Origin of the sequence: Salinicoccus luteus DSM 17002 (assembly GCF_000712035.1) — a bacterium.
Lineage (GTDB): Bacteria > Bacillota > Bacilli > Staphylococcales > Salinicoccaceae > Salinicoccus > Salinicoccus luteus.
The window spans coordinates 55,957-76,132 of the sequence record NZ_JONV01000007.1 but is presented as its reverse complement, the minus strand read 5'-3'; the positions used below and the strand labels follow the sequence as shown (position 1 = coordinate 76,132).

The 20,176-nt window shown below is 51.9% G+C and carries 20 protein-coding genes; 12 read left to right on the top strand and 8 right to left on the bottom strand.

The genetic code is table 11. The features are described from left to right. The first annotated feature begins 11 nt into the window (after nt 1–11). From BO53_RS0103115 to BO53_RS0103095, 5 genes are all read left to right on the top strand, one after another. Nucleotides 12–935, top strand: a complete 924-nt coding sequence (locus BO53_RS0103115; RefSeq protein WP_031545333.1) for an AEC family transporter — start codon at nt 12–14, stop codon at nt 933–935. A gap of 69 nt (nt 936–1,004) precedes the next feature. Further along, nucleotides 1,005–2,033 (top strand): Rho termination factor N-terminal domain-containing protein, encoded by a 1,029-nt coding sequence (locus BO53_RS0103110; RefSeq protein WP_031545332.1) that lies wholly within the window; start codon nt 1,005–1,007, stop codon nt 2,031–2,033. Nucleotides 2,034–2,112: 79 nt separating this feature from the next. Next, entirely contained in the window at nt 2,113–3,702 is a 1,590-nt protein-coding gene (locus BO53_RS0103105) for a gamma-glutamyltransferase family protein (protein ID WP_031545329.1), read from the top strand. 9 nt (nt 3,703–3,711) lie between these two features. Next, the gene (locus tag BO53_RS0103100) at nt 3,712–4,248 is read left to right on the top strand and encodes a chromate transporter (protein WP_031545327.1); all 537 of its coding nucleotides are present in this window, start codon (nt 3,712–3,714) and stop codon (nt 4,246–4,248) included. After that, nucleotides 4,245–4,772 carry a chromate transporter gene (locus tag BO53_RS0103095; RefSeq protein ID WP_031545325.1) on the top strand — a complete coding sequence of 176 codons (528 nt, stop codon included), beginning with the start codon at nt 4,245–4,247 and terminating at the stop codon, nt 4,770–4,772. The genes BO53_RS0103100 and BO53_RS0103095 overlap by 4 nt, the downstream gene beginning before the upstream one ends. Before the next feature lie 49 nt (nt 4,773–4,821). On the opposite strand, the gene murJ is transcribed toward BO53_RS0103095, so the two are convergent. Both murJ and BO53_RS0103085 read right to left on the bottom strand, forming a co-directional pair. Beyond that, entirely contained in the window at nt 4,822–6,348 is a 1,527-nt protein-coding gene (gene murJ, locus BO53_RS0103090) for a murein biosynthesis integral membrane protein MurJ (protein ID WP_031545323.1), read from the bottom strand. Nucleotides 6,349–6,362: 14 nt separating this feature from the next. After that, a complete protein-coding gene (locus tag BO53_RS0103085) occupies nt 6,363–7,385 on the bottom strand; it encodes an ATP-grasp domain-containing protein (RefSeq protein WP_031545321.1) in 1,023 nt (340 codons plus the stop codon). A gap of 187 nt (nt 7,386–7,572) precedes the next feature. Here BO53_RS0103085 and BO53_RS0103080 point away from each other — a divergent pair, with 187 nt between their 5' ends. Further along, the gene (locus tag BO53_RS0103080; RefSeq protein ID WP_031545319.1) at nt 7,573–8,412 is read left to right on the top strand and encodes an aldo/keto reductase; all 840 of its coding nucleotides are present in this window, start codon (nt 7,573–7,575) and stop codon (nt 8,410–8,412) included. Between the two features lie 35 nt (nt 8,413–8,447). Here BO53_RS0103080 and BO53_RS0103075 read toward each other — a convergent pair whose 3' ends face one another. Genes BO53_RS0103075 through BO53_RS0103065 form a run of 3 tightly spaced genes read right to left on the bottom strand, consistent with a single transcriptional unit; the run spans nt 8,448 to nt 11,483 of the window. Next, on the bottom strand, nt 8,448–9,527 hold the full coding sequence (locus BO53_RS0103075) for a glycerate kinase (RefSeq protein WP_031545318.1): 1,080 nt from the start codon (nt 9,525–9,527) through the stop codon (nt 8,448–8,450). A 9-nt stretch (nt 9,528–9,536) separates the two neighbouring features. Continuing rightward, nucleotides 9,537–10,442, bottom strand: a complete 906-nt coding sequence (locus BO53_RS0103070) for an acetamidase/formamidase family protein (RefSeq protein WP_031545315.1) — start codon at nt 10,440–10,442, stop codon at nt 9,537–9,539. An 18-nt stretch (nt 10,443–10,460) separates the two neighbouring features. Continuing rightward, nucleotides 10,461–11,483: an NADH:flavin oxidoreductase/NADH oxidase gene (locus tag BO53_RS0103065; protein ID WP_031545313.1), complete on the bottom strand. Its 1,023-nt coding sequence runs from the start codon at nt 11,481–11,483 to the stop codon at nt 10,461–10,463. Nucleotides 11,484–11,674: 191 nt separating this feature from the next. Here BO53_RS0103065 and BO53_RS0103060 point away from each other — a divergent pair, with 191 nt between their 5' ends. Genes BO53_RS0103060 through BO53_RS0103050 form a run of 3 tightly spaced genes read left to right on the top strand, consistent with a single transcriptional unit; the run spans nt 11,675 to nt 15,141 of the window. After that, on the top strand, nt 11,675–12,694 hold the full coding sequence (locus BO53_RS0103060) for a TAXI family TRAP transporter solute-binding subunit (RefSeq protein WP_031545311.1): 1,020 nt from the start codon (nt 11,675–11,677) through the stop codon (nt 12,692–12,694). Continuing rightward, the gene (locus tag BO53_RS0103055; protein ID WP_084184861.1) at nt 12,684–13,157 is read left to right on the top strand and encodes a DUF1850 domain-containing protein; all 474 of its coding nucleotides are present in this window, start codon (nt 12,684–12,686) and stop codon (nt 13,155–13,157) included. Before BO53_RS0103060 ends, BO53_RS0103055 begins: the two co-directional genes overlap by 11 nt. Nucleotide 13,158: 1 nt before the next feature. Continuing rightward, nucleotides 13,159–15,141 carry a TRAP transporter permease gene (locus BO53_RS0103050; RefSeq protein WP_031545307.1) on the top strand — a complete coding sequence of 661 codons (1,983 nt, stop codon included), beginning with the start codon at nt 13,159–13,161 and terminating at the stop codon, nt 15,139–15,141. A gap of 37 nt (nt 15,142–15,178) precedes the next feature. Here BO53_RS0103050 and arsC read toward each other — a convergent pair whose 3' ends face one another. From arsC to BO53_RS0103035, 3 genes are read right to left on the bottom strand one after another with little or no spacing between them, the layout of a single operon-like run. Continuing rightward, nucleotides 15,179–15,598 carry an arsenate reductase (thioredoxin) gene (gene arsC, locus BO53_RS0103045; protein WP_031545305.1) on the bottom strand — a complete coding sequence of 140 codons (420 nt, stop codon included), beginning with the start codon at nt 15,596–15,598 and terminating at the stop codon, nt 15,179–15,181. Nucleotides 15,599–15,617: 19 nt separating this feature from the next. Continuing rightward, nucleotides 15,618–16,922 (bottom strand): arsenic transporter, encoded by a 1,305-nt coding sequence (locus BO53_RS0103040; protein WP_031545303.1) that lies wholly within the window; start codon nt 16,920–16,922, stop codon nt 15,618–15,620. Then, nucleotides 16,922–17,266, bottom strand: coding sequence for an ArsR/SmtB family transcription factor (locus BO53_RS0103035; protein WP_031545301.1), 345 nt, complete (start codon nt 17,264–17,266; stop codon nt 16,922–16,924). Before BO53_RS0103035 ends, BO53_RS0103040 begins: the two co-directional genes overlap by 1 nt. 184 nt (nt 17,267–17,450) lie before the next feature. Between BO53_RS0103035 and BO53_RS0103030 the strand changes: the two genes are divergently transcribed. From BO53_RS0103030 to BO53_RS0103020, 3 genes are all read left to right on the top strand, one after another. Beyond that, nucleotides 17,451–18,392: an agmatinase family protein gene (locus tag BO53_RS0103030; protein WP_031545299.1), complete on the top strand. Its 942-nt coding sequence runs from the start codon at nt 17,451–17,453 to the stop codon at nt 18,390–18,392. Nucleotides 18,393–18,447: 55 nt separating this feature from the next. Beyond that, nucleotides 18,448–19,668: an Nramp family divalent metal transporter gene (locus BO53_RS0103025; protein ID WP_031545297.1), complete on the top strand. Its 1,221-nt coding sequence runs from the start codon at nt 18,448–18,450 to the stop codon at nt 19,666–19,668. A gap of 68 nt (nt 19,669–19,736) precedes the next feature. Beyond that, nucleotides 19,737–20,153: an OsmC family protein gene (locus tag BO53_RS0103020; protein WP_031545295.1), complete on the top strand. Its 417-nt coding sequence runs from the start codon at nt 19,737–19,739 to the stop codon at nt 20,151–20,153. Nucleotides 20,154–20,176 lie beyond the last annotated feature (23 nt).

Below are 20,176 nucleotides of genomic sequence, written 5' to 3'. Positions count from 1 at the left end.
ACGCCGTTAAAATGAATGAATTCATCTTTATCTTCATAAACATCATATTGCCCATCGGACTGATTGTGGCAACAGGCTATGTCATACAGCTCAAATTCAGTCTCGACCGATCTACACTGGCGAAGCTGAGCATCCATTATGTGATGCCGGCCTTCATTTTCATGAGCCTGTACGAGTCTTCCATCGACTTTGCACTGCTCATCAATGTGATGCTTCTCCTGATCGTCTATGCAGCCGCCTCCTTCATCATCGCGAAATTGATCGCGCAGCTGCTCGGCCTCAGCAGGGACAGGACCATACTGTTCACAAACTCCAACCTGTTCTATAACGCCGGCAATTATGGTGTGCCGGTGAATGACCTCGTTTTCAGGAGCGACCCCTACGCGATGAGCATCCAGGTGATGATCGTGGTCTTCCAGAACATGTTCGCCTTCTCCTATGGCATATTCTCATTGAGTGCGAAGAATGTCGGCCGGGCGAAGGCCCTGCTCGGCTATTTCAGGATGCCGATATTCTACGGGCTGGTGCTGGGGCTCGCGTTCAACTACTTCGGCGTTTCAGTGCCGGCGCCCGTCGAAACATCACTGGACTATATGAGAAGTGCGATGATCGGTCTTGTCCTCTTCATCCTGGGGGCGCAGATTGCAGGCATAAAATTCAGGCGCCTCAGATGGAGTGCCCTGGTCGGTGCATTGAGCCGGCTCCTTATCGGTCCGGCACTGGCGCTCGGGCTGCTGCTGCTCTTCAATGTGGAAGGCGTGGTGGCGCAGGCCATCCTGATCACTGCAGCCATGCCGGCTGCCGTAAACAGTTCCATTATTGCCCAGGAATACAGTGATGATCCGGAATATGCGGCTGAAATCGTCATGATGAGCACCCTGCTGAGTGCGGTGACGGTTTCCAGCGTCATCTATATCGCTCTGGCCATATTCTGATTATTTATCAATCACGGGGACGGTATGGTAAAATAGGATAAAGAATCAGGAGCGAGGAGTTTTTCTAATATGGAAAATGCAAAAACCTATTTGAAAGATTATAATATGAATGACCTGAAGCGTCTGGCCCGCACAATTTCAGTCAAAAATTTCTCCAAGTATAAAAAGGACGAGCTGATCGATGCGATCATTGAGCAGCAGCATACTGCCGAGACGGCGACATATGCCTATAAATATATAGATGAACGCTCCTTCAGGACATGGCAGGATTCCACCGACCGCCCAGAGGCGTACTACAACTTGGAGGACATCTTTGGCCTGTACATCATGGGGTATGCATTTGAAGACCCTGAACATGAGGACAATTTCTTTATTGCAGAAGGGGTGCCCAAGCTTTTCGGGGAAGCGGACAACGAGGAAAACCGTGAAGCACGCCTGGAGATCCAGCGAAAGCTCAATCTCGTCCGGGCAGCCCTGCACCTGTACGGCATCGTCAGCTTCGACCAGCTCATCCATCTCTTCAGTAAATACTACAACATGGCCATGACAGCAGAAGAAATCGTGGAATTCCTCGAGGCCTCTCCGTACGACATCTCCATCGACCAGGACAAGAGGCAGATCGTCATCGACGACATGAACTATGCCCAGTATGAAATGGTCCGGAAACTGCAGGGGGACAGACCATACTATGAGCCTGAGTTCGCCAAATTCATCAAATTCAGCGATCCGAACTATATTGATGAGTCTAAGCACCACAGACAACTGAAGGAATGGGTGAAGAAGTATGTGGACGTGCCTAAAGATAAGCACCACAGCGTCTACATCTCCCTGCTCCAGCTCATCATGCAGGGGTCGAAACGCGATGAAATCCTCCAGTATCTGATGTCATTGAATGTGGAGTTCGGCAACGTGGAGGCACAGCGCGGCTTCTTCGATATGATCGCCGGCATTGTGGAAAATACGCGGCACTTCAAATACCGGGGGCACAAGGAGTCGGAACTGGAGACCCAGACCGTAGTGAAGGAGGTCAAGGTCGGCCGGAACGACCCATGTCCATGCGGAAGCGGGAAGAAATATAAAAAATGCTGCGGCAGATGAATAAGACCAAGTCCTGTGAACAGAGCAGGACTTGTTTATATCCAAAAATGATTGAAATTTCGAAAAAAGGGGATCGGATATGAATCATTACAGTTATCCATATATGAACCGACGCTTCAGTACATACGCCAAAAATGGCATGGTCGCAACGACACATCCACTCGCTACAGAAGCAGGCATCGAAGTGATGAAGCAGGGTGGAAATGCCATGGATGCAGCCATCGCCACGGCCGCGATGCTGACAGTCGTCGAACCGACGAGCAACGGCATCGGCGGAGATGCCTTCATGATCGCCTGGATGAACGGCAGGCTGCATGGAATGAATGCCAGTGGACGTTCACCACGCAGGCTGAGCATGGAGGAAATCCAGAAACGCGGCTTCAGCGAGATGCCGAAATTCGGCTGGCTGCCAGTCAATGTGCCGGGAGTGCCGAAAGCATGGGCGACACTCATCAGTGACTTCGGCAACCTGACGCTGAAGGAAGTGCTTGCACCGGCCATCCGGGCAGCAAGTGAAGGATTTGCAATTACGCCCGTTACAGCGAAATATTGGCAGGCCGCATATGACAACTACAGCAGGGAGGCAGATAATTTCGAGGAAATCAAACCATGGCTCGATGTCTTCGGCACCGTATCGGCGGGTGAGATAAAGACATTGCCGCATCATGCAGAAACACTTCGGGACATTGCAGAAACTGACGGGAAAAGTGTATATGAAGGGGCGCTTGCAGAACGGATCATCCGTTACAGCAATGAAACGGGCGGACTTCTCTCCCATGAGGATCTCGAAGGTTTCGAAGTGGATTACGTGGAGCCAATCAGCATTGGCTATAAGGGACATGAAATCCATGAGATTCCACCAAACGGCCAGGGAATCACTGCACTGATGGCGCTCGGCATGCTGAAGGATGATGCGTTCGGTGCACTCGATGCGCGTACATACCATCATCAGATTGAGGCCATCAAGCAGGCATTTGCGGATACGACGACATACGTTGCTGACCCCGAACATATGAAGGTGGGCGTCTCCCAACTGCTTGACGCAGCATATCTGAAGGCGCGCCGCGATGAGATCAAGGAAGAAGCAGAATTGAGGCATCATGGGGACCTGCCCGAGGGCGGCACCGTCTACCTGGCGACGGCGGATAAAGAAGGGAACATGGTCTCCTACATCCAGAGCAACTACATGGGATTCGGCTCCGGCGTCGTCATTCCGGAAACCGGTCTTGCCCTACACAACCGGGGGCACAACTTTTCGATGGACGAGAATCACGCCAATTTTGTCGGAGGCGGCAAGAAGCCCTTCCATACGATCATCCCGGGATTCATTACGAAAGGTGGCAGGCCGGTCGGCCCGTTCGGCGTGATGGGCGCGTTCATGCAGCCGCAGGGTCATCTGCAGGTGGCAATGAACCTGATCGACTACAATATGAATCCACAGAGTGCACTCGATGCTCCGAGGTGGCAGTTCAAGTCCGGCATGGACGTCGAGGTCGAGGACCGGTTCGATCCGGATATCGCCCGGGCACTCGCACGGCGCGGGCATAAGATCAGCGTGAACCTCGAGCCGAATAGTTTCGGGCGGGGGCAGGTCATCATACGGGGGGAGGATGGCGCCCTGATCGGCGGCACCGAATCCCGGACGGATGGCTCAATATCCATATACTAGGAGAAAACAATGCATTTTAAAATTTTTTGGGTGTTTTTCAAAGTAGGCATGCTCGGGTATGGTGGGGGACCGTCCTCCATACCCCTCGTACATAAGGAAGTCGTCGATACGCACAAGTGGATGACGGATGAAGCGTTCCAGGACGCACTCGCAATAGGGAACGTACTGCCGGGTCCGATAGCGACAAAGCTCGGCGGCTATATCGGATATCTTCAGAAAGGGTGGCTTGGCCTTGCCAATGCGGTGTTCGCAACGATTCTGCCGACCATCATACTGATGATCATCCTGCTGAAGCTCTTCACCGAATTCAAGGATCTCGAATGGGTTCAGGGGATGAGCCATGGTGTCATGCCGGTGGTCGGGGTCATGCTGGCGATATTGACCTATGAATTCCTCGCCAAGGCAAAGGCACGGACGACGTGGCAGTTCATCATACTGTTCACGCTCATTGCCTTCGTCCTCCTGGCAGTGCTTGAAGTCCACCCGGCCATCATCATCCTCATCATCGTGGTATTCAGTCTCTTCAGGAAGGAGGGACGCATATGATCTATCTGCAGATATTTCTCGCCTTCTTCATACCTGGAATCCTCGGTTACGGCGGGGGGCCGGCTTCAATACCGCTTGTGGAGCAGGAAGTGGTGCAGAATTACGAATGGATGGATTCCCAGGAGTTTGCGGAAGTGCTGGCACTGGGCAATGCACTGCCGGGACCGATAGCGACGAAGATGGCCGGTTTCATTGGATTTGAAGTCGGGGGCGTCCTCGGTTCGGTGGTGGCGGTCACTGCAACGGTGATGCCTTCCCTGATGCTCATGGTCTTTCTTGCAGGGCTTCTGTACAGATTAAAGGGGACGAAGAAGTTCGAAACGCTGACGACGCTGATCCGTCCGGTCATCGCGATCCTGCTCGGCATCATCGCATACGACTTCTTCAGCAATGCCTTCACGGATTCAGGCAGTCTCCACACCATCATACTGATTGTGGCAAGCTTCTTCATGCTGACGAAGTTCAATGTCCATCCTGCACTGGTCATCATTTTCGGGCTGGTCTATGGTGCATTGTTCCTGTAGGTGAATTGAATATTGGTATAGAAAAAAAGGAATTGGGATCCGGAGGATCCTAATTCCTTTTTCTTCTGAAGCGGTTTATGATGCCTTTGATGAATATGTCGGCACCCTCAATCTTCAATAGATACACTACAGCGAAATACAGCAGAACCGTCACAGCCACTGCAAGGATCAGGCTGATGTTCAGTCCGAGTGGTGCTTCAAATGCATTATACAGCACCAGGCCGATGAGCGTTGAGCCACCTGCTGCCATAATGATCTTCAGAACCGAAGGCGCCAGCATCGTCAGGTTCAGACGACCGAGCTTCCTGCGGAGCCCCTGTGTGAGCAGGACGACAGTAATCAGGGCGGAAATGCTTGTGGCCAGGGCGAGCCCCCCGATGCCGAGCAGGGGGGCGAGCGCAAAGTTCAGGCTGACATTGATGCCCATGCCGATTGCACTGTTGATCATTGGGGACTTCGTGTCCTGCAGGGCATAGAATACGCGGGTCAGAATCAGATTGACCCCGGTTCCGATCAGCCCGATAGAATAGAAGAAGAAGGCGGAAGTCGTGAGTGCAACTGCCGTCTCATCAAATGCACCCCGGCCGAACAGGAAGCGGACGATCGGTTCGGCGAATGCCAGGGCACCCGCCGTCACGGGGATGATCAGCAGCAATACGCCGATGATCGTCTGGTTCATCGTATACTTCAGGCCGTCCATATCGCCTTTCGCGGCTTTTCTGGAGATGTCCGGATAGAAGACCGTCACGAACGAGGAGACGAATATGCCGAGAAAGGCGGTGTTCATCGTATTGGCGTAGTTGAGGGAGGAGATGCCCCCCACTGATATCCAGGAAGCCAATGAACGGTCCACCAGCCGGTTGATCTGGGAAACGCTCGACCCCAGTATGACCGGGAAGGCGAGGGCGGCCATCTCCTTGATGTGCCTGTCTTTTGGCTGGAATACAGCCTGGAACCTGAAGGCATATCTGTATGCGACGATGACGATGATGAGGAACTGTATGAACAGTGCGATGACGTTTGCCATGGCAAGTACATAGATCCACTCCGTCCTGCTGCTGATGGCGATGGCGGCGATCAGCACCAGGTTCATTGGAATGCCGATCAGCGAAGGGACGGCAAATATCTTCTTATAGTTCAGGTATGCGCTCAGGATGCGGATGATGATTGTAAAGTAGACGCCAAAAATGCTGAATCGGGTGAACATCACTGCGAGTGCAAGCGTCTCCCCTTCGAATCCGATGGCGAATATCTTCACCAGGTATTCGGTGAAGATCAGGGCAAGCGCAACGAGGACGGTCGTGAAGACCATCAGTACATTGATCAGGTTGTTCGTGTACTCTATCCCCGCCCGTTCCCCGAGCTTATTTTCTATGCGGGAGTAGAGCGGGATATATCCCGTGGAGATGCCTGCGGCAATCACCCCGAAGACGATGGTCGGGATGCTGATGGCGAGCAGGAAAACGTCACTGATTTCCGAGGCGCCATAGAAGTATGCCAGTGTCAGGTCCCTCAGGAATCCCGAGATTTTGGAGACGATGGTCAGAACCATCAGTAGAATGACTGCTTTTTTCATATCATCACACTATTTCATTCTTCATGTACGAATATCTGGTCCCTGAACCTGAGCATGCGTGTATTCCATATGGGTTCTACGGGAATCTCATTTCCAAGATGGAGATATTCGATGAACAGAGAAGGGAAGTTGACGTTGGCACCGAGGCTCATGATCTGACTGCCGCAGAAGCGTGGGTTGATATCGGTAAGTTTATAGCCCGTGTCGCTTTCCATGAACTGTATATTGATGAAACCGTCCTCCACGAGGCTCTCTGTAATCTCTTTGGAGGCACGGATCAGATCCGCGTGATTGACGACCTTGCCGTCGAGGACGATATTGTTGGAGACGCCCGTGCGCTCCCGAGGGACAGCAACGACGACTTTCCCCTTATGGAGATAGACGTCGACACTGTACTCCTGGCCATTGATGAGTTCCATCGCCAGCTTGCGTTCGGACGGATCGATGATCCTGCAGTAGTCCTCAAAGTCGACGGTGTGCTTTTTTCCGCTTTTCAGCGCCGCCAGATAATTTTCCTTGTCGGTCAGAATCGCGAAGCCCAAAGAGGCATAGCTGTCTACTGTCTTGACCACTAAGTGGGAGTCCTCCCTGAACAGGGAAGCGTTTATCTCCCTCAGCTCTTCTTCCGTGTTGAAGCCTTTGTACTTCGGTATGTACTTGCCATGCCCCATCAATTCGAGCTTCTGGTATACATGTTCCTTGTGCATCAGTACATCAAAGTCGCTGCTTGTAGGCAGGGCGATGAGCGGTTTGAGCGCATCGCGGTTCTTATGGAATATGTTGACCTCTTCATGCAGGGAAGGGAAGATGATTTCGATTCCCTCTTTTTCAATGATTTCCTTCAGCCTGCCCAGATAGGCTTCCACATTGGAATAGCGCGGCACCTGATATGTGCGGTCGCAGAACTGGTGGCCGGCTGTCACCCTACGCCGGTCGACACCAATCACCGTGACATCCTGTCTTTTCTTCAAACCCTGGATCAGACCCTGGGCTATGGGACCGCCTATGCCGGTCACCAATACATTTATTGTACTCATTAAAAATCTCCTTAAGTGCACGTTCTCGTAATTTTTAGATATGATTAGATTGACTTATCATATATTTTAACAGATATGAAGGGCCTTATGAACGCAAACATGGTATTTGTAATCTGTTTGATATGTTGAGTGGAAAAGTAATATGATGGTGGAAGCAAAGTATGACAGATGACGAAAGGATTGAGCAATGATGACAGTTTCCGGAAACAGTACATACATTTTAAACAACGGGGTGGAGATGCCCCGTATCGGCCTTGGTGTATATAAGGCAGAGAATGGCAGCCAGGTGAGGGATGCCGTGCTGACTGCAATCGAAGCGGGTTACCGGCATATCGACACGGCTTCTTTCTATGGCAATGAAAAGGGCGTAGGCGAAGCAGTCAGAGTTTCTGAGGTGCCGAGGGATTCCCTTTTCATAACGACGAAAGTATGGAATGACGATCTGGGGTATGAGGAGACTCTGAGGGCGTTTGAGGTCAGCATGGATAATCTCGGCCTCGACTATCTGGATCTTTATCTGATCCACTGGCCGATTGAGGGAAGATATACGGAGGCGTGGAAGGCGCTAGAAAAACTTTATGACGAAGGCAGGGTGAAGGCGATCGGGGTGAGTAATTTCCATCAGCAGCACCTTGAGGACATATTTGCAATGTGCCGTATCAAACCGATGCTCAATCAGCTGGAATACCACCCGCATCTGGCCCAGAAGGAAATGCACGCCTTCTGCAGGGCACATGATATTCAGCTGGAAGCATGGGCGCCTCTGAAACGCGGGGGACTGTTCGAAGAGCCGGTCATCCAGGAGCTCGTGGAGAAGCATGGCAAAACACCGGCACAGATTATCCTAAGGTGGGATATACAGAATGGTGTATCGACAATCCCGAAATCCATAACGCCTTCACGCATCCGGGAGAATATCGATATTTTCGATTTCGAACTCAGTGATGCGGACATGAAGAAGATCGACAGTCTCGATTCCAATCAGCGGATGGGCAAGGATCCCGACAACTTCAGCTTTGACGAATAAAACACTGCCCGGTTTTCCGGGCAGTGTTTTCAACTTCATGCTGGAAATATCTCCTGCATCTTCTTCTTCAAATAAAAAGGAGTATCGGCCATCACTTTTTTTACATCATCCTCCCCCTCCACGAGGGCATGTATACCGTCAAAATAGTCCGAAAGGTCTTCCGTGACTTGGCCGGATATCAGATGGCATGGTTTGCCGTGCTTTTTAGAGAGATCTGCCACGATGGAGGGTGCTTTGCCTCCAAGGGTCTGCCGGTCGCTTTTTCCTTCTCCAGTGATGACGGCATCGGCCTGTCTGATCTCCGCTTCAAGGTGGACCATCTCAGCGACCAGTTCACCCCCGGCCTGCATTTCTGCACCGATATTGAGCAGCATCCATCCAAGCCCACCGGCGGCTCCGGCGCCTGGACTGTCTGCATGGTTAGCCGGAAACACATCGGATGCTTTTTCTGAAAGATGATCAAGCATGCCTTCAAAGCGGTCAAGGTCCGATCCGTCTATGCCTTTTTGAGGACCGAAAGTACGGACGGCTCCATTGGAACCGAGAAGCGGGTGGGTGACATCGGAGGCGATGGTCAGACGGATTCCGTCAAACCTGCGGATTGATTGGACATTCAGCTCCGTAATCTTTGGGATATCCCTGTTGAAGACCCCGAGAGGGAGGTGCGCTTCATCGGTGGCAGCGCCCCCGAGTGCCATGAACATTCCGTACCCACCATCGCTTGTAGCCGAACCGCCGAGCCCCAATATGATATGATCCGCGCCCTGGTCCACAGCATGCATGAGCAATTCCCCCACGCCGAATGTCGTCCTGTCGATCGGGTGGGAGCCGTTGATGAGATGAAGGCCGCATGCTTCCGCTGTTTCTATGACGGCAGTGCCTTTCTTCATGTAATATACAGCTTCGACAGTGTTGCCTTCAGGCCCCGTCACATTGGTGATGATCCTGTCGTATCCTTCACTCCGGAAACAGTGGAGCAGACCGTCTCCACCGTCACTCATGGGCTTCATGACACAGGCGTGTCCCTGTTCCTCCAGTCCTTCTGTCATTATCCTTGCCGCTTCGTACTGGTCAAGTGTGCCTTTATATGAATCTGGTGCCACCACTATCTTCATAAATTCACCCTATCCGAAAGAAATTTTATAGTGATCCAGAATGGATTTTGGTACGAAGAACCGTGCGGTCTTGAGCGGATCCACAACCTGGTTGATCTGTGTTTCACCGGCAAGGCTCATCAGCATGGTGATTTCAGAAAGGTTCAGGTCAGTGTGGGGGTGGAGCAGTGCGATCATCTGCCTGACGGATTCCTCAACTGCCACATCGAGACTCTCATGGGAAACCATCATATAGATGCCATCTGCATCGATGACGACCGGATGCCGGGTGACCATATTATGCGCCTTATCCAGTGTCACCGTTATATTTGCGCCGATTTCCAGCCCGCTGACACTGATTTCCCCATCCCCCATTTTGGCGTGGACATCACCGAGTCCAAACAGTGCCCCATCATGGAATACGGGAAGGTAGAGCTCGGCGCCTGCAGTGATCTTTTTACTGTCCATATTGCCGCCATGCCGGTCGGGTGTACCATTGTTGACGGGGTCGCCCTCCGGTGCAACGCCGATGACACCAATCATCGGGTTCAGCGGCAGTTCCAGGCCGTTGAAGGAGACATTGCCGCCTGCAGAATCGACATCGAACAGCTTCGCCTCCATCCCTTCCATCTGCTCTCCCATGACGCCGAGCCCGGGCCCGGTCAGCATGACGCCCCGTTCATCCAGGGAAATATCCTCGATCGTCACTTTGAGTACATCGCCTCTCCTGATGCCTTCAATGTAAATTGGTCCCGTGGCAGGATTGATGCGGTCCCAGTCGACTGTATCGAGCACAGCATCCGAAGAAGTGATCTGTCCCTGGAAGCAGTCATGTGTTCCTATTTCAACCGTATCGCCCAGTCCCACCTCCAGTGCGGCTTCATTATCCTTCGACATTGCGTAATAGAAATGTGATTTATCCAATGAGTGCTTCATTAATATTCCTCCATCATTCTAATAGGCTCTTCCGTACTGCTCGGGGATGAATGACTTGTCCTCAGGATTCCTTTCCCGTGCAGCATTCAGCACCCAATAGGGATCGCGGAGCAGTCCGCGGCCGATTGCGATAAGGTCCGCTTCGCCGGAAGCGATGACATGTTCCGCCAGGTTCACATCCTCCAGCAGGCCGACTGCCATGACCGGCAGGCCGGAAGACTCCTGTACAGCTCTTGCGTACGGGACCAGGTATCCCGGATAAGCACCCGGGAACCGTTCTTCCGATGGCTTACCTTCACCGCCGGCAGAGACGTCGATCATGTCCACACCTGCTGAGCCATACTGTTCCGACAGCCAGAGGCCATGGTCCAGATCATATCCGCCGTCTGCAAATTCCACAGCGGAAATCCGCAGGATGAGCGGCATCTCTTCAGGCATGACGGATTTCACCGCTTCGATGACCCTGCGTCCGAATAGGCTCAGGTCCTCTCCATACTCATCCGTCCGTCTGTTTGTCAGGGGAGACTGGAACTGATGGATCAGGTAGCCGTGTGCTGCATGCAGTTCAATCGTATCGAAACCGGCTTCAACCGCCCGTGCGGCTCCCCACCTGAAGGCATCGATGATTTCATCGACTTCTTCGGTGGACAGTTCATGGGGTGTCTTGAAGTCATCATTGAAGGCAATCGGGGAGCTGGAAACCGGTGTCTCCGTATCCCTCGCCTTCCTTCCCGCATGGGCCAGCTGGATGCCGACCTTGGCACCGTGGCGGTGGCAGGCATCGACGATGCGCTTGTAGTGGGGGACGTGCCCATCGGACCATATGCCGAGACAATGGTCAGTAATGCGGCCCCGCGCTTCTACGTTCGTCATCTCCATCATGATCAATCCGGTGCCTCCGACGGCACGGGAAGTGTAATGGGTGAAATGCCATTCATCCGGAATGCCGTCCACCGCACTGTACTGGCACATCGGTGCCATGACAACCTTGTTGCGCAATTCCAATCCTTTTAATGCATACGGTTCAAATAGTGATATCATCAGAATCCTCCCTTTCTAGTTAAGTCCATTGTTATTCAAATAAAGTGAAAATTCAAAGATAAAGCCCCGGGAAAGATAAAATAAACAGGCCGGAAACAATTGCCAAATACTAAGGCAATTGTAAATAAACCGTTTTCATCAACATGGCGTTCTGATATACTTTTATTAAATGAAGAAGGAGGGGTCGAGAAATGGAATTCAAGAAATATCTGGCAGCCATCCTGGGCTGCGGACTCATACTTTCCGCCTGTGGAGACGGCGGCGGAGAGGATGAAGGTGAGACGGAGACAGCTGAAGAGGGTGAAGCTTCGGAAGGGGAGTCATCTGAAGGTGGATCCGCAAGCCTGGATACGAACATCGTAACGATTGCGACAGGCGGATCATCCGGTCCTTATAATATTATTGCAACAACGCTGGCAGAGGGGTACAGCAGTGAATTTGATGTAAATTCCCGTACACAGACGACGGGGGCTTCCGCCGAGAACCTGAACCTTCTGGCCGAGGAAAAAGTCGAGATGGCATTTGTAATGAGTGATGCACTCACCCAGGCCGTCAATGGCGAGGAGACATTCAGCGAACCGATTGAAAATGTGCAGCAGGTCGCAGCGCTCTACCCGAACTTTGTTCAGGTCATCACTACGGAAGGTGCGGGCATCGAAAGCATTGATGATCTTGCAGGCAAGCGTGTGGCGGTCGGTGACCAGAACTCAGGTGTCGAAATTGCGACACGGTCCATCCTTGATGCACATGATATGACATACGATGATATGGAAGTCGATTATCTGGGTTATGCAGAAGCGGCAGAAGCGATGCGGGGCGGCCAGATTGATGCAGCCTTCCTGACAAGCGGACTGCCGAATGCCTCCGTGATGGAGCTCCAGAATTCAGTAGACTTGAAGGTCGTACCGATTGAAGGGGAAGCGGTGGACACGCTCTCAGAAGATGCAGAGTACTTCGAGGCCCTCGAAATCCCGGCAGACACATATGGCAATGAAGAAGCCGTACCAACGGCCGCAATAATGAATGCACTTGTAGTCAGGGAGGACCTGAGTGAAGATGACGTCTACGAACTGACGAAGTACATGTTTGAAAACCTGGACAGCCTCGCAAACTCCCATCAGGCAGCCGAGGACATCAGCCTGGATACTGCCCAGGAACGTGCAGTCATCGACATCCATCCGGGAGCCCAGCGCTACTACGATGAACAATAGGATCAAGGCAATACTGACGGGGAGCATTCTAATGGTGCTCCTCTTTCTATTCTTTTTTCCGGAGCGCACGATAAAACTTGAAGCGGAAGGGTACGAGGCGAGGTATCTGCCCGATGAGACATTTGAACTGCACTGGATCCACTCCATCGAAAATTCGGAATGGTACGAGGTCTATGAGGTCAATGAGGATGCCTTCCTGCTGACGAATACATATTTTGAGACCTTTGGGGCAGGGGTACCCCATGATTCGGAAGGTGCCCCCGAGCTGACGGAAGAGGGATTGGTAAAGTTTACGGTCAACGATACATATGATGCGCTCTATCTCAATGTCTCAAAAAATGTGGAGACGACAATCATCCAGAACCAGAAGGAGTATCCATTATATGAGTTTTATGAAACGAATACCGCCCTTGAAATGAAGATTGTGAATACAACGCTGATACAGCGGATAACAGGAGGTTAATATGACCAAGGAACCACAAGCTGCACCCGACACAAAAGAAATTCTGGAGAAGTACGACAAGGATTCCGCGACGCGGAAGTTTGATAAAAAGTCGGTCGTATGGATCGTTACGCTCGTATCCATACTCTACTCCCTGTTCCATGTTTATATGGTGTTCAATCCGATGCCCGCCCTGCAGCAGAGGTCTGTACACGTAGCGGTCGGTCTGGCGCTCGTCTACATGCTCTATCCTGTATTCAAGAAGCAGGACCGGGGGAAACTGCCGGTCTATGACTGGATTCTTGCTGCACTGAGCCTGGCGACGGCAGGCTACATCATCATCGAATACCAGGCGATCGTAGTCGAACGCGGAGGCATACCGAATACACTTGATATCATCATGGCGATACTGACCGTCCTGCTGATACTCGAGGCGGCAAGGCGTGTCACCGGCATCATCCTGCCGATACTGTCACTCGTCTTTTTGCTGTATCCATTCATCAGCCACCTTGGCTTCATGCCGAATATGATGATGACACGGCCGTTTGACCTTGGGGACATCTTCGGTCAACTGTACTTGAAGACGGAGGGACTCTACTCGACAGCGATCGGCGCGTCCGTCAACTTCATCTTCCTCTTCATCCTGTTCGGTGCGTTCCTCCAGAAATCCGGCATGGGCCAGTTCTTCAATGATCTGGCGATGGCACTGGCTGGCGCCAACAAGGGCGGGCCGGCCAAAGTGGCCGTTGTCTCCAGCGGTTTCATGGGAAGCATCAATGGCGCGGCTGTTGCGAACGTGGTGAGTACAGGGGCTTTCACCATTCCTTTGATGAAAAAAGTCGGCTACAACAAGAACTTTGCCGGGGCCGTCGAAGCCAGTGCTTCTGTCGGCGGACAGATCCTGCCGCCGATCATGGGGGCGAGTGCCTTCATCATGGCGGAGACGACCGGCATCAACTACGGCACAATCGCTCTTGCTGCACTCATCCCTGCTGTGCTGTACTACTTTGCCGTAATCATGCAGGTGCACTATCGTGCGGGCAAACGCAACCTGCAGGGCATTCCCCGTGCAGACCTGCCGAAGATCAAGGCGGTCATGCTTGAGCGGGGGCACCTGCTCATTCCGATCGTCGGACTGATTGTGATGCTGTATATGAACTTGCCGATTCCAAGAGCTGCAATATATACACTTCTGCTGACAGTCGTCATCGCAACGCTGAGGAAGACGACACGCATGTCAGTGAAGGAAATCTTCGAAGCGCTGGCAGTCGGTGCCCAGCAGGCACTGTCCGTCATGATCGCCTGTGCGGTGGTCGGCATCATCATTGGTGTCGTTTCCCTTACAAGCTTCGGTGCAGTGATGACTTCTGCCATTGCGGGCCTTGGAGCAGGTTCATTGTTCCTCACGCTCTTCTTTACAATGATTGCCTCAATGGTGCTCGGCATGGGGCTGCCATCCATTCCTGCATATATCATCACGGCGACGATGGCAGCGCCGGCACTTGCGGAATTCGGCATTCCAATCCTGCTTGCGCACATGTTCGTATTCTACTTCGGCATATTTGCCAATGTGACACCTCCTGTGGCACTTGCTGCATTTGCGGGAGCCGGGGTCTCCGGTGGGGATCCGATGACGACGGGATTCCAAGCATTGAAGCTTTCGATTGCCGGCTTCCTCATTCCTTTCCTGTTCATCTATGAGCCGGCATTGCTGCTTGTGGATACGGAAGGACTGATGACAAATGCGAGGGAGTATCCACTCGCCGGATTCATGGATGTTGCGATTGTCGTCGTCACTACACTGATCGGTCTGCTGGCGTTGTCGGCAGGACTTGAAGGGTTCTTTAAAACACACATCAATGTCATTTTCAGGGTACTGCTGATCATCACGGCCCTGCTGCTCATTGTGCCTGAAACGTATACCGACATCATCGGAATCGGGGTTGCCATCCTGATACTTGCGATGAACTATGTAAAATGGAAACGGACGGAACAGGTGGCGTAGCAGCCACCAAAAAAGGAGGCCCGAATGGGCCTCCTTTTTACTTGCCTTCATTTTTGAATTGGATGATCCGTTCTTCGATGGCGTTCCGGACACGTTCAAAGACAGCATGGACTTCCTCTTGTGTCCCGGTGACACGTGCCGGGTCTTCAAATCCCCAGTGCATGCGGGTGACGTGCGGCGGGGTCATCGGACAGTTGTCGTTGGCATCGCCGCACAGGGTGATGACATAGTCGGAACGATTGAGCAGGTCACTGTCGATGATATTGGACTGCTGGTCTGTGATATCCACACCGGCCTCTTTCATGATTTGAACCGCTTTCGGGTTCATGCCGTGGGCTTCGATGCCGGCAGAGTGCACCTCGTACTGGTCATCCAGGTACTTGTGCCCAAAGCCTTCGGCGATTTGGCTTCTGCACGAGTTGCCGGTACATAGGAAATAGACGATTGGTTTTGACATATTTGAAACGCTCCTTTATTTATGAAATGATGAGCAGCCAGATATAGAGGCCGCACAGGGTGATGAACAGCACGGGGATGGTCAGGATGATCCCGATCTTGAAGTAGTACCCCCAGGATATATGGATGCCTTTCTTCTTAAGCACATGCAGCCACAGCAGCGTAGCCAGTGAACCGATTGGCGTGATTTTGGGTCCGAGGTCCGAACCGATGACGTTGGCGTAGACGAGCCCTTCTTTTACAAGTCCCTGGGCGCCGGATTCGGCAATTGCGAGGGCATCGATCATGACCGTTGGCATATTGTTCATTACGGAGGACAGTATGGCAGCGGTAAAGCCCATCACCATCGTCCCGACGAACAGCCCCTGGTCGGCGGCTGCACCGATGAACTGGCCGAGCAGGTTCGTCAGGCCGGCATTCTGCAATCCGTAGACGACGACATACATCCCGAGGGAGAAGAAGACGATATCCCATGGCGCCCCCTTGATGACCTGTGTGACGGGTACTGCTTCACTTTTCCTGCCCATCATCACAAAGAACAGGGCGATGATGCCGGCAATGATGGATACTGGTATGTCGAGCGGCTCGCTGAGGAAATATCCGACGAGCAGCAGGGCAAGGACGACCCAGGACCATGAGAACATACGCTGGTCCCTGATCGCTTCATGGGGCGTCTTCAGTTCGGACAGGTCATAGTCTGTCGGCAGAATCTTCCTGAAGAACAGATAAAGGACGATGATGCTCGCCAGTATCGAGAACAGGTTCGGCACAATCATGCGCGAAGCATATTCGATGAATCCGATGCCGAAGAAATCGGCGGAGACGATGTTGACGAGGTTGCTGACGATAAACGGGAGGGAAGCGGTGTCCGCAATGAATCCGCTGGCCATGATGAACGGCATGATCATCTTCTCCGTGAAGTTCAGGTTCCTGACCATCGCCAGGACGATCGGTGTCAGTATAAGTGCCGCGCCATCATTGGCAAAGAGCGCAGCGACGATGGCACCGAGCAGGATGATATAGACAAAAAGCCTCAATCCATTGCCTTTGGCGAATCGTGCCATATGTAGGGCCGACCATTCGAAGAATCCAATTTCATCGAGCACAAGGGAAATGAGGATGACCGCAACGAATGTCAGTGTGGCATTCCATACGATGCCCCAAACAGTGGCGACATCCCCAAAGCTGACGACACCGAAGAGCAGTGCGACCAGAGCGCCGGCGATTGCCGACCATCCGATGCCGAGTCCTTTCGGCTGGCGGATGACGAGGAACAGGGTGACGAGGAAAATGATGACGGCAATGATGGCAGTTGAACTTTCCATCAGCAGCAGTCTCCCCGGCTGCAGGATGCAGTCATCGATGAGATATGGTCCTCAATGCCGGGTATCGCAGCAATGAGTTCTGGAATCATGTCATAGAACGGACTTTCTTCATTTAGGGAAAGATATGTCCAGTAGCCTTCCCGCCGCTCCTTGATGAGCCCCATGCCCCGTAATTTTTTAAGATGCTGGCTCACAGCCGGCTGGCTCATCTCGAAGCATTCTGTAAAATCACAGACACAGCATTCGCGTCTGTTCATCATGGCGACCATCGACAGCCTTGAGCGGTCGCCCATAATTTTGAATAGATCGGCAGCTTCTCCGATATCCATTTTTGTCTTTTCCATAATACACCTCAATCTTATAAGCATTCTATTATGTAACACGATGAATTATATAAGAGTTTGATTATATGGTCAACGGGTCGGCGATACTTTTCAAATATAGTAAATATTTCAATAATTGAAATGCAATTATGTACTTATGTTGATATAATGGAGGGAAAATATGAGCTTTAATGGAGGAATAGGAATGGTTTCGAATATTTATGGCAATACACCCCCAATGCTGGGTGCGAAAAACCTGACGAAAACAGACGACTATGACACGGATGTACTGGTGTACGGCGTCCCTTGGGAAGGGGCATGCACTTGGGGGGACTATACAGGATCCGAACTCGGACCGAAACAGATCAGACTGTCTTCGGCCAGGTACAGTACGTATCTTCCCGAGCTCGACCATATCAATGTTGAAGACCACCTGAGCCTTGGCGATGTAGGGGATGTAAGCGTCATTCCGCATGATGTACCGGGAACAATGGATAGAATTGAATCCTTTGCAGAAAACTTGTGGAATTCCGGAAAGTTCCTTGTCGGACTGGGCGGCGATCATGGCATTACCTACCCGGTCGTCAAAGCACTGACGAATACGGGCAAAAAGGTCGGCATCATCCATTTGGATTCCCACTATGACAACATGCCGCACCATGAAGGGGATGAATTCGCAAGAAGCACACCATTCATGCGCCTGTATGAAACGGAAGGAGTCAGAAATGAGAGCCTGATCCATACCGGCATCAAAGGACCGAGGAACAAGCCGGAAACAGGAAAGTATGCACAGGAAGCGGGTGCTGTGACGCTGACGATCAATGATATCAAGGAAGCCAAGGACCTCAGGGCCTTTGCCAATGAAATATACGACATGGCTTCCAAAGATGTCGATGTGGTCTATCTGACGATATGCAGCGATGTGCTCGATTTCGCGTTCAATCCGGGCGGTCCCGTTGACGGCAACGGTATCACTTCCCATGAACTGGTGACGATGATCTATGAATTCGGCAAGCGGGGCGTATGCGGCATGGACTTTGTGGAAGTCTACCCGCAGCAGGATGCCAATCAGAACTCGGCACACTTCGTTTCTACAGCAGTACTTTATGTGCTCGCAGGACATGTCCATGGTGGTCATGCGAAATAAATGAATAGGGGGGAGGGGGACCTCCCTCTTATTTTTAAAATTGGGGTGGGAAAATATGACAAGAAACAAATTTTTAGACAAATTGAAAGTGATCGGACCGGGAGCAATCGTTACCGCATCATTTATTGGACCGGGAACGGTCACTACAGCAACTAGGGCGGGTGCAGGTTTCGGTTTTGCATTGCTGTGGGCAGTGGTGTTCGCAATTATTGCCACCATCGTCCTTCAGGAGATGGTGGCGAGGATCGGCATGGTCACAGGTGAAGGCCTGGGGGAGAATATCCGTGAGCTGTTCGATAATGTCATACTGAAATTCGCGTCCATATGGCTGGTGATGATTGCTGTAGTTGTAGGCTGTGCAGCATACATAAGCGGGGACCTCCTTGGCACGTCGCTCGGTGTGTCCTATCTATTCGGCATACCTGAAAACTTTGTGGCGCCGATCATCGGTATCATCATTCTGATTTTAGGACTGAGTGGGGGGTACAAGATCATTGAAAAGGTCATGATTGCCCTCATCGTCATCATGAGCATCACCTTTATTACAACGATGATTGTATCAGCATCCGATTTGGGGGCAATATTGAAGGGGGCATTCATCCCGGGCATTCCGAATGGTTCGATTCTGATGGTCATTGCCCTGATCGGCACGACGGTCGTCCCGTACAACTTCTTCATCCATGCATCCACCGTCAGTGAGAAATGGGACAGTGTGGACGGTTTGAGGGAGTCCAGGATGGATACGATCATCACCATTACAGTCGGGGGTATCATTACTGCCGCCATCCTCATCACCGCGGGGGCCCTGATCCATGGAACGGAAGTTACGAGTGTTGTGGAACTTGCTGCTCCGCTCGAGCCTTTGATGGGAGATCTCGCACCGTTGTTCATCAGCATCGGACTCTTCTCGGCAGGCTTCTCTTCAGCAATCGCCTCCCCGATGGGGGCAGCTGTAACCGTCAGCAGCTTCATGCGCTGGAAGGGTGGCTTCGATAACAAGAAGTATAAAACTGTCTTTGGCATCGTCATCGGCCTTGGCATCATCACTTCGGCAATCGGATTCGAACCGCTTGAAGTACTGCTTTTCGCCCAGGCGCTGAATGGACTGATACTGCCGATCATAGCCATACTGATCATGATCATCATAAATAAGAAGAACCTGATGGAAAAGCATGTCAATCCGCTGTGGCTGAACATTGTCGGCTGGCTGGTGACTGCAGTCGTGTCATTCCTTGGAATCTACAGTCTGGTGGATGCCATTTCTTCGTTATTCTAAGCCGATTTTTACCGGTGGATGAATATGTCGATTATAATGGAATCAAACGCGATTGAAAGGATGAGAAAATGATAGTTAAAGCACAATGGAACGGCGGCATGGCCTACAGTTCTACAGGAGACAGCTCAGGCTATGAAGTGACGATGGATGCGAGCAGTGCTGTCGGAGGCAATGACAGCGGTCCACGGCCGATGGAAATGGTCCTGCATGGTGTAGCAGGCTGCATGGGCATCGATCTGAATGTCATCATGCGCCACAGCATGGACAAAGTGGAGTCGATCGACATTGAAATTTATGGGGAACGTGCGGAAACGGAACCGAAGCGCTTCACCAATGTGGACATCGTCGTCAAGATAAAAGGGGATGTAGCTGAAAAGGTGGCCCAGCGTGCAGTCGACCTGTCGGCCAAAAAGTATTGTTCGGCCATCAACTCTCTGAATGCCACCGTAACGACGCGGCTTGAACTGAACGGCGAACTGAAATAAGTGCATGAGGAAAAAGAACGGCG

Coding starts and splice junctions, on each gene's coding strand:
- arsC (WP_031545305.1), bottom strand. CDS start 15,598: ATGTCAAAACCAATCGTCTATTTCCTATGTACCGGCAACTCGTGCAGA.
- BO53_RS0103100 (WP_031545327.1), top strand. CDS start 3,712: ATGCATTTTAAAATTTTTTGGGTGTTTTTCAAAGTAGGCATGCTCGGG.
- BO53_RS0103065 (WP_031545313.1), bottom strand. CDS start 11,483: ATGATATCACTATTTGAACCGTATGCATTAAAAGGATTGGAATTGCGC.
- BO53_RS0103060 (WP_031545311.1), top strand. CDS start 11,675: ATGGAATTCAAGAAATATCTGGCAGCCATCCTGGGCTGCGGACTCATA.
- BO53_RS0103050 (WP_031545307.1), top strand. CDS start 13,159: ATGACCAAGGAACCACAAGCTGCACCCGACACAAAAGAAATTCTGGAG.
- BO53_RS0103095 (WP_031545325.1), top strand. CDS start 4,245: ATGATCTATCTGCAGATATTTCTCGCCTTCTTCATACCTGGAATCCTC.
- BO53_RS0103070 (WP_031545315.1), bottom strand. CDS start 10,442: ATGAAGCACTCATTGGATAAATCACATTTCTATTACGCAATGTCGAAG.
- BO53_RS0103040 (WP_031545303.1), bottom strand. CDS start 16,922: ATGGAAAGTTCAACTGCCATCATTGCCGTCATCATTTTCCTCGTCACC.
- BO53_RS0103030 (WP_031545299.1), top strand. CDS start 17,451: ATGGTTTCGAATATTTATGGCAATACACCCCCAATGCTGGGTGCGAAA.
- BO53_RS0103025 (WP_031545297.1), top strand. CDS start 18,448: ATGACAAGAAACAAATTTTTAGACAAATTGAAAGTGATCGGACCGGGA.
- BO53_RS0103115 (WP_031545333.1), top strand. CDS start 12: ATGAATGAATTCATCTTTATCTTCATAAACATCATATTGCCCATCGGA.
- BO53_RS0103075 (WP_031545318.1), bottom strand. CDS start 9,527: ATGAAGATAGTGGTGGCACCAGATTCATATAAAGGCACACTTGACCAG.
- murJ (WP_031545323.1), bottom strand. CDS start 6,348: ATGAAAAAAGCAGTCATTCTACTGATGGTTCTGACCATCGTCTCCAAA.
- BO53_RS0103020 (WP_031545295.1), top strand. CDS start 19,737: ATGATAGTTAAAGCACAATGGAACGGCGGCATGGCCTACAGTTCTACA.
- BO53_RS0103055 (WP_084184861.1), top strand. CDS start 12,684: ATGAACAATAGGATCAAGGCAATACTGACGGGGAGCATTCTAATGGTG.
- BO53_RS0103035 (WP_031545301.1), bottom strand. CDS start 17,266: ATGGAAAAGACAAAAATGGATATCGGAGAAGCTGCCGATCTATTCAAA.
- BO53_RS0103080 (WP_031545319.1), top strand. CDS start 7,573: ATGATGACAGTTTCCGGAAACAGTACATACATTTTAAACAACGGGGTG.
- BO53_RS0103110 (WP_031545332.1), top strand. CDS start 1,005: ATGGAAAATGCAAAAACCTATTTGAAAGATTATAATATGAATGACCTG.
- BO53_RS0103105 (WP_031545329.1), top strand. CDS start 2,113: ATGAATCATTACAGTTATCCATATATGAACCGACGCTTCAGTACATAC.
- BO53_RS0103085 (WP_031545321.1), bottom strand. CDS start 7,385: ATGAGTACAATAAATGTATTGGTGACCGGCATAGGCGGTCCCATAGCC.